This window comes from Deltaproteobacteria bacterium, assembly GCA_016933965.1.
Lineage (GTDB): Bacteria > Desulfobacterota > Syntrophia > Syntrophales > UBA2210 > JAFGTS01.
In genome coordinates this window covers 21472-35523 of record JAFGTS010000031.1, presented here as the reverse complement: position 1 = coordinate 35523, position 14052 = coordinate 21472, and the positions used below count along the sequence as shown (strand labels likewise).

14 protein-coding genes are annotated in these 14052 nt (G+C 54.9%); 4 read left to right on the top strand and 10 right to left on the bottom strand.

Translation table 11 applies throughout. The annotated features are described in order from the left end of the window. The first annotated feature begins 84 nt into the window (after positions 1–84). Positions 85–1500, top strand: a complete 1416-nt coding sequence (locus JXO48_07465; protein MBN2283713.1) for a DUF4139 domain-containing protein — start codon at positions 85–87, stop codon at positions 1498–1500. A gap of 115 nt (positions 1501–1615) precedes the next feature. On the opposite strand, the gene JXO48_07460 is transcribed toward JXO48_07465, so the two are convergent. After that, a complete protein-coding gene (locus JXO48_07460) occupies positions 1616–2137 on the bottom strand; it encodes a PilZ domain-containing protein (GenBank protein ID MBN2283712.1) in 522 nt (173 codons plus the stop codon). A 327-nt stretch (positions 2138–2464) separates the two neighbouring features. Between JXO48_07460 and moaA the strand changes: the two genes are divergently transcribed. Genes moaA through amrS form a run of 3 tightly spaced genes read left to right on the top strand, consistent with a single transcriptional unit; the run spans position 2465 to position 5252 of the window. Further along, the gene (moaA, locus tag JXO48_07455; GenBank protein ID MBN2283711.1) at positions 2465–3457 is read left to right on the top strand and encodes a GTP 3',8-cyclase MoaA; all 993 of its coding nucleotides are present in this window, start codon (positions 2465–2467) and stop codon (positions 3455–3457) included. Between the two features lie 14 nt (positions 3458–3471). Next, entirely contained in the window at positions 3472–4239 is a 768-nt protein-coding gene (locus JXO48_07450) for a class I SAM-dependent methyltransferase (protein MBN2283710.1), read from the top strand. Next, positions 4236–5252 carry an AmmeMemoRadiSam system radical SAM enzyme gene (amrS, locus tag JXO48_07445; GenBank protein ID MBN2283709.1) on the top strand — a complete coding sequence of 339 codons (1017 nt, stop codon included), beginning with the start codon at positions 4236–4238 and terminating at the stop codon, positions 5250–5252. The genes JXO48_07450 and amrS overlap by 4 nt, the downstream gene beginning before the upstream one ends. Positions 5253–5411: 159 nt before the next feature. Here amrS and JXO48_07440 read toward each other — a convergent pair whose 3' ends face one another. The 9 genes from JXO48_07440 to JXO48_07400 all read right to left on the bottom strand — a co-directional run bounded on the left by JXO48_07440 (position 5412) and on the right by JXO48_07400 (position 14044). Beyond that, positions 5412–6350 carry a cation transporter gene (locus JXO48_07440; protein ID MBN2283708.1) on the bottom strand — a complete coding sequence of 313 codons (939 nt, stop codon included), beginning with the start codon at positions 6348–6350 and terminating at the stop codon, positions 5412–5414. Between the two features lie 101 nt (positions 6351–6451). Continuing rightward, positions 6452–7189 carry a 3-oxoacyl-ACP reductase FabG gene (locus JXO48_07435; protein ID MBN2283707.1) on the bottom strand — a complete coding sequence of 246 codons (738 nt, stop codon included), beginning with the start codon at positions 7187–7189 and terminating at the stop codon, positions 6452–6454. Between the two features lie 23 nt (positions 7190–7212). Then, positions 7213–7890, bottom strand: coding sequence for a TetR/AcrR family transcriptional regulator (locus JXO48_07430; GenBank protein ID MBN2283706.1), 678 nt, complete (start codon positions 7888–7890; stop codon positions 7213–7215). Between the two features lie 72 nt (positions 7891–7962). Beyond that, on the bottom strand, positions 7963–9117 hold the full coding sequence (locus JXO48_07425; protein ID MBN2283705.1) for an acyl-CoA/acyl-ACP dehydrogenase: 1155 nt from the start codon (positions 9115–9117) through the stop codon (positions 7963–7965). A gap of 75 nt (positions 9118–9192) precedes the next feature. Then, positions 9193–10332 (bottom strand): acyl-CoA dehydrogenase family protein, encoded by a 1140-nt coding sequence (locus JXO48_07420; protein ID MBN2283704.1) that lies wholly within the window; start codon positions 10330–10332, stop codon positions 9193–9195. 71 nt (positions 10333–10403) lie between these two features. Further along, positions 10404–10856 (bottom strand): MaoC family dehydratase N-terminal domain-containing protein, encoded by a 453-nt coding sequence (locus JXO48_07415; GenBank protein ID MBN2283703.1) that lies wholly within the window; start codon positions 10854–10856, stop codon positions 10404–10406. 39 nt (positions 10857–10895) lie between these two features. After that, positions 10896–11315 carry a Zn-ribbon domain-containing OB-fold protein gene (locus tag JXO48_07410; GenBank protein ID MBN2283702.1) on the bottom strand — a complete coding sequence of 140 codons (420 nt, stop codon included), beginning with the start codon at positions 11313–11315 and terminating at the stop codon, positions 10896–10898. A gap of 57 nt (positions 11316–11372) precedes the next feature. Next, positions 11373–12557, bottom strand: coding sequence for a thiolase family protein (locus JXO48_07405; protein ID MBN2283701.1), 1185 nt, complete (start codon positions 12555–12557; stop codon positions 11373–11375). Between the two features lie 23 nt (positions 12558–12580). Next, on the bottom strand, positions 12581–14044 hold the full coding sequence (locus JXO48_07400; protein MBN2283700.1) for a 4-hydroxybutyryl-CoA dehydratase: 1464 nt from the start codon (positions 14042–14044) through the stop codon (positions 12581–12583). Positions 14045–14052 lie beyond the last annotated feature (8 nt).

The window sequence follows — 14052 nt, the reverse complement described above, 5'->3', positions numbered from 1 at the left end:
GAAGTCGTCATTACTTTCCCGTCAAGATGTGATATTATTCCAGGCAAACAAAAAAAGACTGTTGGAACCGAAGGAGGCACGGCCATGAAAGGAAGGTTCGCCATTTTCTGTTGCGTCCTGTTGCTTCTTGTGCCCGCATCGACATCCGCCGGCACGGCCATAAAAAGTACCGAGCAAGACCAGAAGTCGGTGGAGGTTACCGTCTATAACAGTAACCTTGGCCTAATCAAGGACACCCGGCTCATCGATATCCCTACCGGCAGCGGTGAGCTGCGGTTCATGGACGTAGCCGCTTCGATAGTCCCCGTCACCGTTCACGTGGCCCCGCAAAGGGGACCGGGTGACTTCATTGTTCTGGAACAGAACTACGAATATGACCTGATGAACGCCGACAAACTCCTCGATAAATATGTGGGCAAAGAGATAAAGATCATCGACTGGAACCGTTACCATGACCGGAAGGACGTCATACAGGCCGAACTGCTCAGCAATAACGACGGCCAGATATATCGGATCGATGGAGAGATATACCTTGGACATCCCGGGTTTAAGGTCCTTCCCGAACTTCCTGAAAACCTCATCGCGAAACCCACTCTGACCTGGTTGTATGAGAACACCAAGCAATCCCCCTGCGCCCTTGAGGTCTCCTATCTGACCGGCAACATATCCTGGGAGGCCGATTACATCATGGTATTGAACGAGGACGACCGGAAGGCGGATCTTTCGGGATGGGTCACGATCGACAACCGCAGCGGTGCGGGGTATAGAGAGGCAACCCTGAAACTGATCGCCGGAGAGATCCACCGCGCTGAGGAAGTCGGGCGCGACCGGGCCGTGCTGGCCGAAATGGTCGCAAAGGCGGCACCGCAATTCGAGGAAAAGGCGTTCTTTGAGTATCACATCTATGACCTGCAGCGAAAAACGACCATCAAGGACAGGCAGACAAAACAGATACGGCTGTTCGAGGCAGCGGACGTTTCCGTCGAAAAGGAACTTCTTGTCTACGGTTCGACGGGATATTTCACCAGGCAGTATCGTGAGAAAAATCCGGAACAGCCCGTTGCGGTGTACGTGTTCTTCCAAAACTCTTTACAGAACAACCTCGGCATTCCGCTCCCCGAGGGAACCATCCGTCTCTATAAAAAGGACGCTGCGGGAAGCCAGCAGTTCATCGGGGAAGACAGGATCCGTCACACACCGAAAGATGAGAAAGTGCGGCTGAAGGTCGGTGAGGCCTTCGACGTGGTAGCCGAACGCAAGCAGACCGATTTTCAACAGAAGACATCGCAGCTCTTCGAATCTCAGTGGGAAGTGAAGGTCAGGAACCACAAGATGGAAGACGTTGTCGTGGGTATCATTGAGCCCCTTTACGGCAACTGGTCGATCCTCAGGAGCAGCCATTCGTACCGGAAGCTTGACGCCTTCACGATCCGGTTCGATGTAACCGTTCCCGCCGACGGCGAGGTCACCGTTACCTACCGGGTTCGAGTAGGGTTGTAGACGTGAAGCGTTAGGTGTAAGACGTTAGGCGTGAAGCGTGAGAGGTTAGTCGTGAAGCGAAAGATACGGTCGTATTCTCCGAATCACGAATCTCGAATCCCGACCCCTACCCCCGTCAATATTTGACATAGAAAGCGAGTTCCTTCTCCCGCTCGTCGATGGGACGGGTAAATTCTGCACCCACGTATTCACCGAACACCCTTCGAACAATCGCCTTTTTTTCTATGGGGAGACGGCTTGCGGTGTCCAGTTTGAACTTTACACGAAGGAAATCGCCCTGTTTGATTTTCAGGGGGGTTTTCATCTTGAAACCGATTCCCGTTTTTGAAATATCCGAGACCACTATCCCCGACACCTTGTCAAAGTGAGCGTCCAGGTCTATATCACCGGATTCCACGGTGGTGCAGATACCCGTCAGGTTCGTTGGCTTGCGAAAGGCCTTGCGCAGATTAATCAACACATCGAGAAGGCTACCGCACCCCTCGCATTTCATATTCATGCGGTATGCTCCCTCGCTGTAGGAAATTTCATTCACATTAAGACGTTTGACGGTTCCGCACTGGCGGCAGACAATACTGACATTCCCTTTTTCGTTGGGACTTGCGACAACTTTTATAGCTTCTCCACCCTGCTCCATGTTCTCCGGCTCCCTTATTGTCTCGATCCTTCCGCGCCAGCGTGTGAAAATCTCATCACGGCGGAGTAACACGGCTGCGTCTCCCTGCTCCTTTCCGTAATGGACCACTCACACCAACTCGTTGAATCAGGATCCTTCGCCACAGCAATTAAGTATCAGAAATTACACCATCAACGGTATTTGTCAAGGGGTTTCATGGCACTTGTTCATTGGCTGTCAGCCACCCCCTTTTCGGCTGCTTGCTAAGTTATGCCACTTATGATAGAAACCCCCTCTATCGAAGTGGGTTTCCATTGAAGCTCCCTTCACGGAAGGATACAGCCGCACATGATAGACAAATTCAACAGGGAGATCAATTACTTACGTGTTTCCATCACCGATCGGTGCAATCTCCGCTGCCAGTACTGCATGCCCAAGGAAGGGGTATCGCTGATCGGCCACCAGGATATCCTCAGCTATGAGGAAATTCTCCGTATCGTCAGGATCTCCGTCGGTCTGGGAATAATCAAGGTTCGCGTCACAGGTGGTGAACCGCTTGTTCGGAAGGACATTGTCGGATTCCTGCGTTCACTCGGGCGCATCGAGGAACTTCGTGATATCAGTCTCACGACGAATGGGATCCTGCTCGAAGAGCTCGCGGAAGACATGTTCGATGCCGGAATAAGACGGATCAATGTCAGTCTCGATTCCCTGTTACCGGAACGCTACCGGACCATTACCCGCGTGGGCGACCTCGACCGCGTTCTCCGGGGGATCCTGGCGGTTCACCGGATCGGATACGCGCCGATCAAGATCAACGTGGTGGCGATCAAGGGTTTCAACGACGATGAGATAATGGATTTTGCCCGCCTGACCTTTGAGTATCCTTTTCAGATCCGCTTCATCGAGTACATGCCGATCGGCACAGCGTTCCTGAAAAATGATTTCGAATATATCTCGAACAATGTCATAATACAGACGATCCAGAAAACGGAAACCCTTGAACCGGTGAGTGGGCACACAAACGGGGCGGAGGGCCCGGCGCGTGTCTACCGCATACGGGGTGCCGTCGGGGAGATCGGCATTATCAGCGCCATCAGTCATGGTTTCTGTGAGTCCTGTAACCGGCTCAGGCTGACGGCCGATGGGAGCCTTCGAACATGCCTTCTCTCCGATGAGGAGGTCGACCTGAAAGGAATCATGCGCGCCGGGTGCAGTGATGCCGAGCTCGAAAAGGTGATCCGAAACGCCATTCTCTCGAAGCCGCAGCGATCATCCACGTTCTGCTACGAAGTAAACCGCAAGAAGTGTGTCCGCAGCATGTCCGCCATAGGAGGGTGAGGACGGGATATATCATGGCACGAAGCAACGGGGATACCTATCACTCCTGCGACGAGTGGCGTGCTTCGCCCGTGGGTACCTACGTTGACCGGCGGCGAAAGAAGCTGATAACCGATCTTCTTGATCTCCGGGAAGATGAACAGCTTCTTGATGTCGGCTGCAAAACGGGCCATCTCCTCCTCTACTTCAGGCGGCTGGGCTGCGATGTGACCGGTGTCGAATCATCGAAAGACATGCTTGCCGCAGCCCGGGAACGACTCGGTGAACGAGCGGACCTCCGTTTGGGAACTCCCGAGGACCTTCCTTTTTCGGACAATGAATTCGACATAGTGACGGTCAGTTGTTTTGAATCAACAAGGTCGCCGGCCATCACCCTCAGTGAAGCGATCAGGGTTTGCCGGGGCAGGGTCTTCGTGGAGGTCCTTAATCGATATTCGCTTGCGGCCGCGCAGAGAAGAAGGAGAAAGATCGACGGCGTCCCCCTCCATGACGGTTCCCTCTTGTACAGTTACCTCTTTGTAAGGAAGCTCATCCGTGACGTCCTCGCCGACGCGCCCATAGAGTGGGGAAGCGTCATTTACTTTCCCCTCCCCTGGTATCTTCGCGCCGCCGCCATGGAAGACAGGATGCCCCGGAAGAAAAACCCTTTCGGACTTTTCATGGGGATCTCCTTTCCCGTCTATTTTACCCACATGACGCTCCAGGACCCCCTGACCGGGGGCCGTAAATTGAAGGTGGCCCGAAAGCAGGTGCCGGGAGCGGTACGGGAGGTGGAAAAGTGAAAAAGAAGGCGCTCCTTTATGAAACGCTGGAGGATGGGAAAGTCCGGTGCGTGCTCTGCGCACACACCTGCGTCATCGCCCCCGGCAAGAAGGGCATTTGCGGCGTCAGGGTGAACGAAGAAGGCACCTTGTACACCCTCGTATACGGGACCATCATCGCCGAGAATGTGGACCCCATTGAGAAGAAACCGCTCTTTCACATCCTACCGGGCTCAAGATCGTATTCGATCGCCACCGTGGGATGCAATTTTCAGTGCACCTTCTGCCAGAACAGCGACATCTCCCAGATGCCCCGTGACCAGAACCGTATCGTGGGAAAGGAGTGCACACCATCCACCCTGGTGGAACACGCCCTGCAATCCGGCTCGAAAACGATCGCGTATACGTATACGGAGCCGACCGTTTTTTTTGAACTGGCCTACGATACGGCGAAGATGGCTCACGACAAGGACATCAGGAACGTCTTTGTCACCAATGGATATATGACGGCGGACATGCTCGACATGCTGTCCCCCTACCTTGACGGCGCCAACGTCGATCTGAAATCTTTCAGCAATGAATTTTACAAAAAGTACTGCGGCGCCAGGCTCCAACCCGTTCTTGACAGCCTTCGCAGGATGAAGGACCTCGGGATATGGCTTGAGATCACCACATTACTTATTCCGGGACTTAACGACAGCGATGAGGAGCTGGCGGATATAGCCCGTTACATCCACTCTCTCGGGGACGGGACTCCATGGCACATCAGCAGGTTTCATCCCCAGTACAGGCTTCTGAACATTCCTCCCACTCCCGTGGAAACCCTTCACCGCGCCCGGCGCTGCGGTATCGAGGCCGGGTTGAAATACGTATACACGGGAAACGTTCCGGGCGATGAAGGCGAAAACACATATTGCCATCATTGCGGCAATCTTCTTATCGAACGCTACGGATTCCGGATCGGCAGGATCAATATCAAAAACGGGGCATGCGTCAAGTGCGGCACCGCCGCGGAAGGAATATGGGGGATCTGAATGAGAAAACGGGATTAGGAGGATTAAAAGGATTAGGGGATTAAGGTTCGTAATCCATAATCCGTAATCCGTAATCCATAATCCCCAGGATTCTACCAATATGCGGCCTGGATTCCCGCCTGCGCGGGAACGACAGAGAGCGCTTGAATGCCACCCGGATCATTCGCTGCTGTATGGGCAATTCTTGTCTTCCCTGGCATAAAAACAATTTTTATCACAGGGATGTATTCTGATCGTAACATCACATTCGCCCAGGTGTGACTCAATATCTTCTTTGATCTCGGATATGACCCGATGGCCCTCCCTCAACGACATGTGTTCCGGCATGATGAGGTCCATTTCAACAAACTGGACTCTCCCCGCCGATCTGGTCCTCAGATCTTTGAAGTTGCAGTATTTATCGACATGCCTGGCAAGAACTTTGACCACTTCGATCTGTCTGGACTCTTCTATGGACGCATCGAGAAGCTTTGTAAAGGCTTCCTTCAGGAGGCGTGCGGACGGCACGGCGATCACGGCACTCACGAACAGTGTTGTCACGGGATCTATGTAATGGACCACTTTGACAAGTCCCGCGGCTGTTGTGAGCATTATCAGAATGAACGCCACGGCGATCGCCGCCGATATGAATCCTTCAATCCTGAAGTGGATGCTTTCCGCGTACAGTGCGGGAGACCCGCTTTTCCGTGCCTGTTGCAGTATGTAATATGCCCCCCCGAAGTTGATACCTACACCGATGAGGCAACTCGCAAGACCGACCATGGGGGCCTGTACCTCCGCTACCCTGACGATATGCATGATCGCCTGAAAAGACATGGCAAGGGCGAGACCGATGAGGACGATCCCTTCCATCACCTCGCACACGTTCTCGATCCTTCCGTAACCATAGTTATACAGGAAATCAGCGGGCTTGTTTGATATCTTCACGGCATAGAAAAGGACAATCGAAACGGCGAGAGCGACGCAGGATATTCCCAGGTCGGCCGCTATGGCAATGGAACCGACGATGATGAGCGCAACCAGTTTTATGCAGCAGAGAATGACATTCGCGACGAGGCTGACCTTCACGGCTCGCATCATGTACAGGTCGTTCGGCATGCTGCCTTCTATACAGCAAAAAGGAACATTATGGTAGTCAATTTGTGATTCAACAAAGGCGGGGATCTTTCTTCGAATGAAAGGGCATCGCCACGGCAGCATCAGGCCATGTTCATGCCGCCATCCACACGGATCACCTGACCGGTCATATAGGATGCGCCGTCCGAGGCAAGAAGAATTACGGGCTTCACAAAGTCTTCCGGTCTTCCGATACGTCCCAGGGGGATTCTTCCGGCGAGCGCTTTTTTCTGTTGCTCGCTCATCAGAGCAAGCATCGGGGTATCGACCATGCCGGGAGAAATCACATTAACCCGGATTCCCAGAGCACTTACCTCACGGGCAAGTGATTTTGAAAACGCTTCGACACCGGCCTTTGCGGCCGCGTAATGAGCGCTTCCCTTTCCTCCGATATCGGCCAGCACGGAGGAAAAATTGATGATGCTTCCCCCTCCCGCCTCGGTCATGGCGGGCAGTACCGCGCGGGAACAGAGAAAAACAGAGGTAAGATTCATCGTAATGACCTGTCGCCACAGGTCAAGGCGCATGTCCTGAACCTGACAGGGCCTGCTGATGGCGGCCACGTTGACGAGCACTTCAGGCGGTCCGAAACGCTTCTCACAGGCCTCGATCATTGCCTGAACCGACCCGGCATCACTCACATCGGCCTGATATTCTTTCCAGCACTCCTCGCGCAGCGATGGGACGCCCACTTTTCGGGTATGAAGGTCGACTGCGAACACCCGCGCTCCCGCCTCGCAAAGCCCTTCTGCGACGGCACTACCGATCCCTCCTGCCGCACCGGTGACCAGCACCGTTTTCCCGTCAAGCTCATCACTCATGGAGCGTTACTCCCGGAATTCACTCACGACCCTCCCGACATCAGCCGTTTGGTAAATATTTCCGACACGATCTGGGCTTCTTTCCTGATGTTCTTCACGATCTCCGCACGGCTTTTCCCCGGGCTCTTGCGATAGGTCAAAAGGACGCCGTTCAGTGCCGCGAAAAAGGTCAGCGCCAGAATTCTTACTTCCGGGTCGGAGCTAAACTTCCGGAAATGCTGCTCTATGGTATCGACGAAGTACTTTGTGTTCTCAGATAGCTTGCCCAGAAGGTTATCGTTCAGCATGTCGTCGATCATGAAATGAGCCCGCATTTTGAGGTTCTGTTCCTCTCCCAGAAAATGATCGACGGTAATGGTGGCGATCTTTTCAAGATTGAGATCGCTGGAATGTTCGAACACCTTGACAAGCTTCTCGAGCAACCGGTTATTGCTTCTGACATATGATTCGGCATAGAGCGCCTGCTTATCCGCGAAATACCGATAGATGGCCGTCGGAGTAATGCCGACTTCCATGGCGATATTGCGCATGGTCACCTGCTCAAAGGGCTTTGCGGAAAACACCCGCTCCGCCGCGTCTATGATCAGATTTCTCCGGTTTTCCCTTTCCTGTTCCTTGAGCATGGGAAAATCGGTCGGTTGCTTCTGTTTCTTCTTTTCCATCACCCCGTCCTCGTTCGCTTCCCATTCTGATCGTTCCACCGGAAGACCCCCGTCGTCCATTCCACGACTGGTTCCCTCCTCGATCGAACATGTGTACGAAAATTCTCAGGATCAATATGCCCACAGGCAGTCGGCCAGGGTATCCTTCAGCACGCCTGTACCAGGGGTACCCTCCAGCATCACCAGGGAGTCACGAAGATACCGCTGGGCATCGTACTCGTTTGCATACCCGTACCCTCCCAGAACCTGCATACAGTCCATGGCGGCCTGCCGGACATCCCGGCATGCCCGGAGCCGGGCCATGGTCGATTCTTCCAGATAGGGGTCCCCCCTGTCGGCACACCAGCAGGCACGATAAAGAAGGTCACCGGCCACCCGGACGGAAACGGCCATTTCCACCAGCATGTCCTGAACGCCACCGAACCGCATGATAGCCTGACCGAACTGCTCCCGTTCCTTAGCATAATTCAGGGCGTATTCATAGCAGCCTTTCATTATCCCGCGGGCTATGGCGGCGATTTCGAGGTTAGCGCACGCGGCGATCCCTTCCATTTGAACCCGCCCCCGGCCGATATGCTCACCCCCGCCCAGTATGTCTTCCCTGGTGAGGACGAGATCATCAAAAACGACATCGCAGAACGACCCGCTCACGAATCCAACGGTTTCCGCGGGCGTTATCCGGATATTGCCGGAACCGGTCTGAACGAGAAAGATTGTCACGCTGTTCTCGTCCCCATCGATGGCCTCCGTCGATACGGGTACGATCAGGTAATCGGCATGGTCCGCAAGGCCGGCGCACGACTTGACGCCACTGACAACGAACACTTCATCACGCCGTTCCGCTTGCGTCCGGAAAGGCCCCGCCCCCCCGGTCAATCCCGGTTCCTCAACGGCGAAGGAAAAGAGATGGGCACCTTCGGCGAGCTTCGGAAGAAGCGCTTTCTTTTGCGCATCGCTGCCCAGCGTCGACAGCGTGAGTCCTCCACGAAACGCCGCCGCAGAAAAGGCACCTGCCAGCACGGGAGAAACCGTCGCCAGCTCTTCGGTCACCAGTGCCGCTCCCAGAACGTTCGGCCCTCCGCCGCCATACTCTTCCGGAATGGTAAGCCCGCAAAACCCCATCCCCGCGACGGTCCGGTAGAGGTCCGTCGGAAACCTCCGCTCCTCGTCAAGTTTCTTGACGACCTCGCGGCCGCACTCACGGGCCAGAAATTTCTCTATCGTATCTCTGATAAACCGCTGTTCATCACTTAACGAAAAATCCATTATCGGCTCCTTTGAAAGATCCTCTCCCGATCATGAAGGCCTGCCGGCAGTTCATGAACCAGCGCACCGTCCCGGTCAAACGTTCAGGGTCTTGGCAATGATGTTCTTCTGTATCTGGGATGTACCGCCGCCGATGGAGTAGATCATGATATCTCTCAGGTATCGCTGCATGTCACGTCTCATCAGAGACGCCTCCCGCCCCAGGATATCAAGTCCCTGGAGAACGATCTTTTTCGTGGTCTCCGCCGAAAAGTATTTCGACATGGACGTTTCCATAACAGGCTGCATGTGCTGCGTTTCCTTCCACGCAGCGGCATAAATGAGCCAGCGGATGGCTTCGACGTTCGTGGCCATATCGGCGAGCTGGTGCTGCATGCTCTGCTGGATGTTTTTCCTGTTAGTTCCCGGAATCATATCACGGGCATATTCCAGAGCATCCTCGAGGGCGGCCTCGGCAATCCCGAGCGCGACGGCCGACAGATTCAGCCGTTCCTGGTTGAGAAGTTTCATCTCCTGGAACCATCCTTTGTTGAGGTATTCGGGCCCGCCCAGGATATCTACCGATCTGACACGTACATTATCGTAGGTCACCTCACAGGTATTCGAGCCATGCATACCGATCTTCTCAAGAGACCTGGCTTGGTATCCTTCCAGCCCGGTGTCCACGATAAAGGCCGTTATCCCGGCATACTTCGGCTGATCCGTGCGGGCAAAGGTGACGGCGTAATCCGAAACCCCCGCTCCTGATATGAACATCTTGTTACCCGTTACGACATATCCGTCTCCATCGGGAATCCCGCGGGTACTGATGCTCGCCGCGTCAGAGCCTGCATTCGGTTCGGTCAGTGCAAAGCAGAATTTTATCTCCCCCCTGCCGAGCCGCGGCAGGTATTCCCGTTTCTGGGCCGCACTGCCGTTCACTCCTATGATCTCATTTCCATAGAGGACTATATTACCGAAGGCCCAGGTCAGTGTCGGAAACCGCCTTCCCAGTTCCTCAAATATGATCATCAGGTCGATAATGTCGCCGCCGGTGCCGCCGTACTCTTCCGGAATGTTGACCCGGGCAAGATCAAGATCGACGAGCTTGCCGAGCAATTCATGGGGATACTCGTCCTTTTCGTCAAGCTCTCGTACCAGGTCACGCGGCATTTCGCGTTCCACAAAGTCACGTACCTTTTTTCTGAGTTTCTCCTGTTCCTCGCTGAAGCGCATGTCCACGGCATCAAACTCCTTCCCCTGCCTGCACCGGCCCCTGCTCCCGGCATGAAACCGGCGGCAGTTTATTACACGGCGGGTCTCCGATGCATCAGGAAATTCATGTCGAACACAAGAACAACCTCATCACGCTGATTATGAACGCTGTATTTCCAGATCTGTATGCCCTGAGTGTCCTTTTTCGTCTCTTTTCTCTGTGTCACCTCAATGTTCACCGTTACGGTATCGCCGATCCTCACGGGAGCGAGCATACGCATGTTGTCGACACCCATCCAGGCCATGACGGCCCCTCCCTCGATCCTGGCCTGTGCCGCCAGGCCGACGGCCAACCCGAAGATGAGAGGCCCATGCGCGATCCGCTCCTTGAAAACGGTTTTTTTCGCGTACTCGGCATCCACGTGAAGTGGGTAGAAGTCCATGGTCAGACCCGCCCAGGTAACGATATGGGACTCCGTAACCGTTATGGACGGGGTTTTGAAAGAAAACCCCACATCAAAATCTTCCCAGTATTTTTCAGCCATGAGCATCCTCCCTGGAGCAAATGTTATATGCTGCTTCTCCTACCTTGATGCGGCAGGTCTGAACTTCGGAAGCGTGAACTCATCGCTCAGTTTCTCGAAGACCACCTCGACGGGCATGTCGCAACGCACCTCATAGGGATCACATTCCACGATATTGGTCAGCATCTGGACCCCTTCCTCCTCCATCTTTACGATGGCGATCACGAAGGGCATGTCGGCGATAAACGCCGAGGGCGCGTTGTTCTCCACCACGGTAAAGCTGAATACCGTTCCCCTGCCCGATGATTCCACCCATTCGAGATTTTCAGAAAAACATCGTGAACAGGCGATCCGCGGAATGAAGACATTGGTCCCGCAGTCCCCGCATTTCTGATACAGCAATTTCCCATTCCGGGTTCCTTCCCAGAACGGCATGGTCCACGCCGTTGCGACAGGTACCGGTTTTGGTTTGACTGGCATATTCATGTGAAAAGCTCCTTTCAAAGATTCACGACAGTCCTTTGTGGCATCTCCAAGTTACGGGATCTCCGTTCCGAAGACGGACACCTGCGAATCCATGTAGGTGCCGCCCGTTCCGGTTTCAACGGCGAACCGGGCATTCGGAACCTGCCGCTCACCGGCCTTTCCCATCAGCTGCCGGAAGGTTTCAACGAGGATGGCCACACCACCGCCACCACCGGTATGTCCCTGGGAAAGCATACCGCCATTGGTCGTCGTCGGGATCTTTCCGCCGGGCCAGGTATCTCCTCTCAGGAACATCTCGCCTCCATCACCTCTTTTGCAGAATCCGAGTTCCTCAAAGGCGATCAGTTCGTAGATGGGATAGGAATCGTAGATCTCGGCGATATCCATGTCTGCCGCTGTCAGTCCCGCTTCCCCAAAGGCCTTTTCGGCCGCTCTCGCCCAGCCGAACCGGGTGATATCGGGCTCCTGGGAATAGACAAAGTGCGTCACGATGCCGCCTTCGCCCAGCAGATAGACGGGTCTCTCCGTAATGTCCCGCGCGCGCTCGGCCGAGGTCACGATGAAGGCCGCCCCGCCGTCGAAGAGCATGTTCGACTGTTTCGCACGCAGGGGTGTGGACAGTACCTTGGAGGACAGGATTTCCTCGATGGTCACCGGTTTTCTGAAAAACGCGTGCGGGTTCAGCTCCGCCCATTTCCGGTTGGAAACGCATACCGCCGCGAGGTGTTCATCGGTGCATCCCGTCTCATACATGTAACGGGTCATGGCGAGAGCGGCGATAGATGAATAATGCTGCCCGAATGGGACCTCCCATTCATGTGAAATGCCCGCCGTGGCAAAAAGGTCGATGCCGCCCTGAAGGTCCACACCGGTACCGAGGCGGTCGGCGTGAACGAAGAGAACCGTCGAGGCCGCCTTTGAATTGATAAGAGATGCCGCGATATCAATGCCGCAACTGCTTGTGGAACCGCCCGAAAAGACCTGGCAGTTCTTGCTGACGTTTTTCAGTCCCAGTTCCTCGACGACGCGGCCGGTGATCAGTTCCGTGTTGAAAGGCGGGCTGTAAACGGCGCCGCAGGGAAGAACGTAATCGATATTATCCTTGTTGATGCCGGCATCCCTGATGGCCCGGCGTGCCGATTCGATCGCATGGTAAATCGCCGAGGCTTCGGGAAATCGCCCCGTCGGGACCTCCCCGATGCCGATGATGGCAACCTTGCCCTTGAGATCACTCATGGGTACACTCCTTTCCGAAGAATTCAGTCTTTTCTTCGTTCACCGGCCGGTATACCGGCCATTTCGTCAACAAGTTTCTTGCACCGGGCGATCAATTTCCGGGCCTCCATGAAAATCGTCATCCGCTCGGCATACGGCGACCCTTCACCGTGGAGACAGATGGTCTCCAGATCACCCGATGTAAGGCGGCGGATCAGGTCGAACATGCGCAGGCGGTCTTCCGTTGGGAGCTCCGGTATTCCCTGCAGGTACTTTTCAATATCATCATGTGTTTCGGGGTTCTTCCAGTCCTTGTAGGTGGGCGCCGTTACCAGCAGCCCGCCCGCGAGGTCCTGTATGATCTCGACCACCTTGTGATAATTATGGGCGAAGTGGTATTTCGCGATATTGGTCGTCACCGGGTTGGGAACGGGTATCCCGGCATGGTCCACATAATCCAGGCAGGCCGAGCGGGAAAGGGCCGAGAGCGTCTGCAGGTAGATGACGATCTCGGTGATCTTTTCTCTCACATGGGGCGCTCCCGCAATTCCGTTATATTCCGCAATGGCCTGCGCGATGCCCAGCAGATGCTCGCTCATGGGGATGCGGTAGGCACAGCCCGTCCTCCGGTGAAGCAGGGCGAAATTGTAGACCATGGTGGCGGCATACTGCCACTCGCCGCAAAGGAAAACCCGGTCCCAGGGTACAAAGACATCATCGAAGATGATCAGTGAATCCGTGTGCATTCTGCGCAGCGGACGTTCAACGGGAAACTCGAGATCGCTGATCCGCGAGCTGAAGGGACGAACGATCTGCCGGATACCCTGTGTGTTGATGGGAAGGGCAAACGCAACGGCATAATCGGCGTCTTCCGCACCCCCCAGGGCACGGCAGGGAATCGCGAAGAACTCGTTGCAATAGGCCGCCGCAGTGATATGCGCTTTTGCCCCGCGAACGACGATCCCGTCGTCCCGCCGTTCCACGATACGGAGGTGAAAATCGGGATGGACCTGCCGTTGATCGGAAGGACGCAGGTGCCGGTCCCCCTTGACATCGGTGACGGCGGCGACCACGCTCAGGTCCGTTCTTTTGAGGTACCTGCGGTAGTTTTCGATCCTCTCAAGATACGCCGCGCCGGCATCGCCCATGCTGCGGGCGGTGATGGATATGGCGTTCATCGCGTCGGCGCCGATATCATGGGTAAAGGGAATGTATCCATCCCCCAGTTCGGTGGCCTTGATGGTCAGCTCAAGCTGTTTGAGCAGGTCCTCTCCGTTTTTCGGGGTGTAGTAGAACCGGCTGATATCCTCGCCGAGTTCCTCGTCCCTGACAACGGCCAGATCACGGTACCGAGGATCCTCCGCCATTTCATAATCGACGGCGGCGGTCTCCACACAGGCCAGCAGATCGGGGTCCTCGGCCACATTATCGATTTTCCGGCCCTTGTAGTATACAATTCTTCCGTCATTCAGACTCGCCTTGAATTCATCGGGTGTCATCAAACCCATGGATCATA

What these genes read in the sequence shown, in the direction of transcription:
- JXO48_07420 (MBN2283704.1), bottom strand. Translation starts at nt 10,332, where the DNA reads ATGCGCTTCAGCGAGGAACAGGAGAAACTCAGAAAAAAGGTACGTGAC.
- JXO48_07435 (MBN2283707.1), bottom strand. Translation starts at nt 7,189, where the DNA reads ATGAGTGATGAGCTTGACGGGAAAACGGTGCTGGTCACCGGTGCGGCA.
- JXO48_07450 (MBN2283710.1), top strand. Translation starts at nt 3,472, where the DNA reads ATGGCACGAAGCAACGGGGATACCTATCACTCCTGCGACGAGTGGCGT.
- JXO48_07465 (MBN2283713.1), top strand. Translation starts at nt 85, where the DNA reads ATGAAAGGAAGGTTCGCCATTTTCTGTTGCGTCCTGTTGCTTCTTGTG.
- JXO48_07410 (MBN2283702.1), bottom strand. Translation starts at nt 11,315, where the DNA reads ATGCCAGTCAAACCAAAACCGGTACCTGTCGCAACGGCGTGGACCATG.
- JXO48_07400 (MBN2283700.1), bottom strand. Translation starts at nt 14,044, where the DNA reads ATGGGTTTGATGACACCCGATGAATTCAAGGCGAGTCTGAATGACGGA.
- JXO48_07425 (MBN2283705.1), bottom strand. Translation starts at nt 9,117, where the DNA reads ATGGATTTTTCGTTAAGTGATGAACAGCGGTTTATCAGAGATACGATA.
- JXO48_07460 (MBN2283712.1), bottom strand. Translation starts at nt 2,137, where the DNA reads ATGGAGCAGGGTGGAGAAGCTATAAAAGTTGTCGCAAGTCCCAACGAA.
- JXO48_07405 (MBN2283701.1), bottom strand. Translation starts at nt 12,557, where the DNA reads ATGAGTGATCTCAAGGGCAAGGTTGCCATCATCGGCATCGGGGAGGTC.
- moaA (MBN2283711.1), top strand. Translation starts at nt 2,465, where the DNA reads ATGATAGACAAATTCAACAGGGAGATCAATTACTTACGTGTTTCCATC.
- JXO48_07440 (MBN2283708.1), bottom strand. Translation starts at nt 6,350, where the DNA reads ATGCCGAACGACCTGTACATGATGCGAGCCGTGAAGGTCAGCCTCGTC.
- JXO48_07415 (MBN2283703.1), bottom strand. Translation starts at nt 10,856, where the DNA reads ATGGCTGAAAAATACTGGGAAGATTTTGATGTGGGGTTTTCTTTCAAA.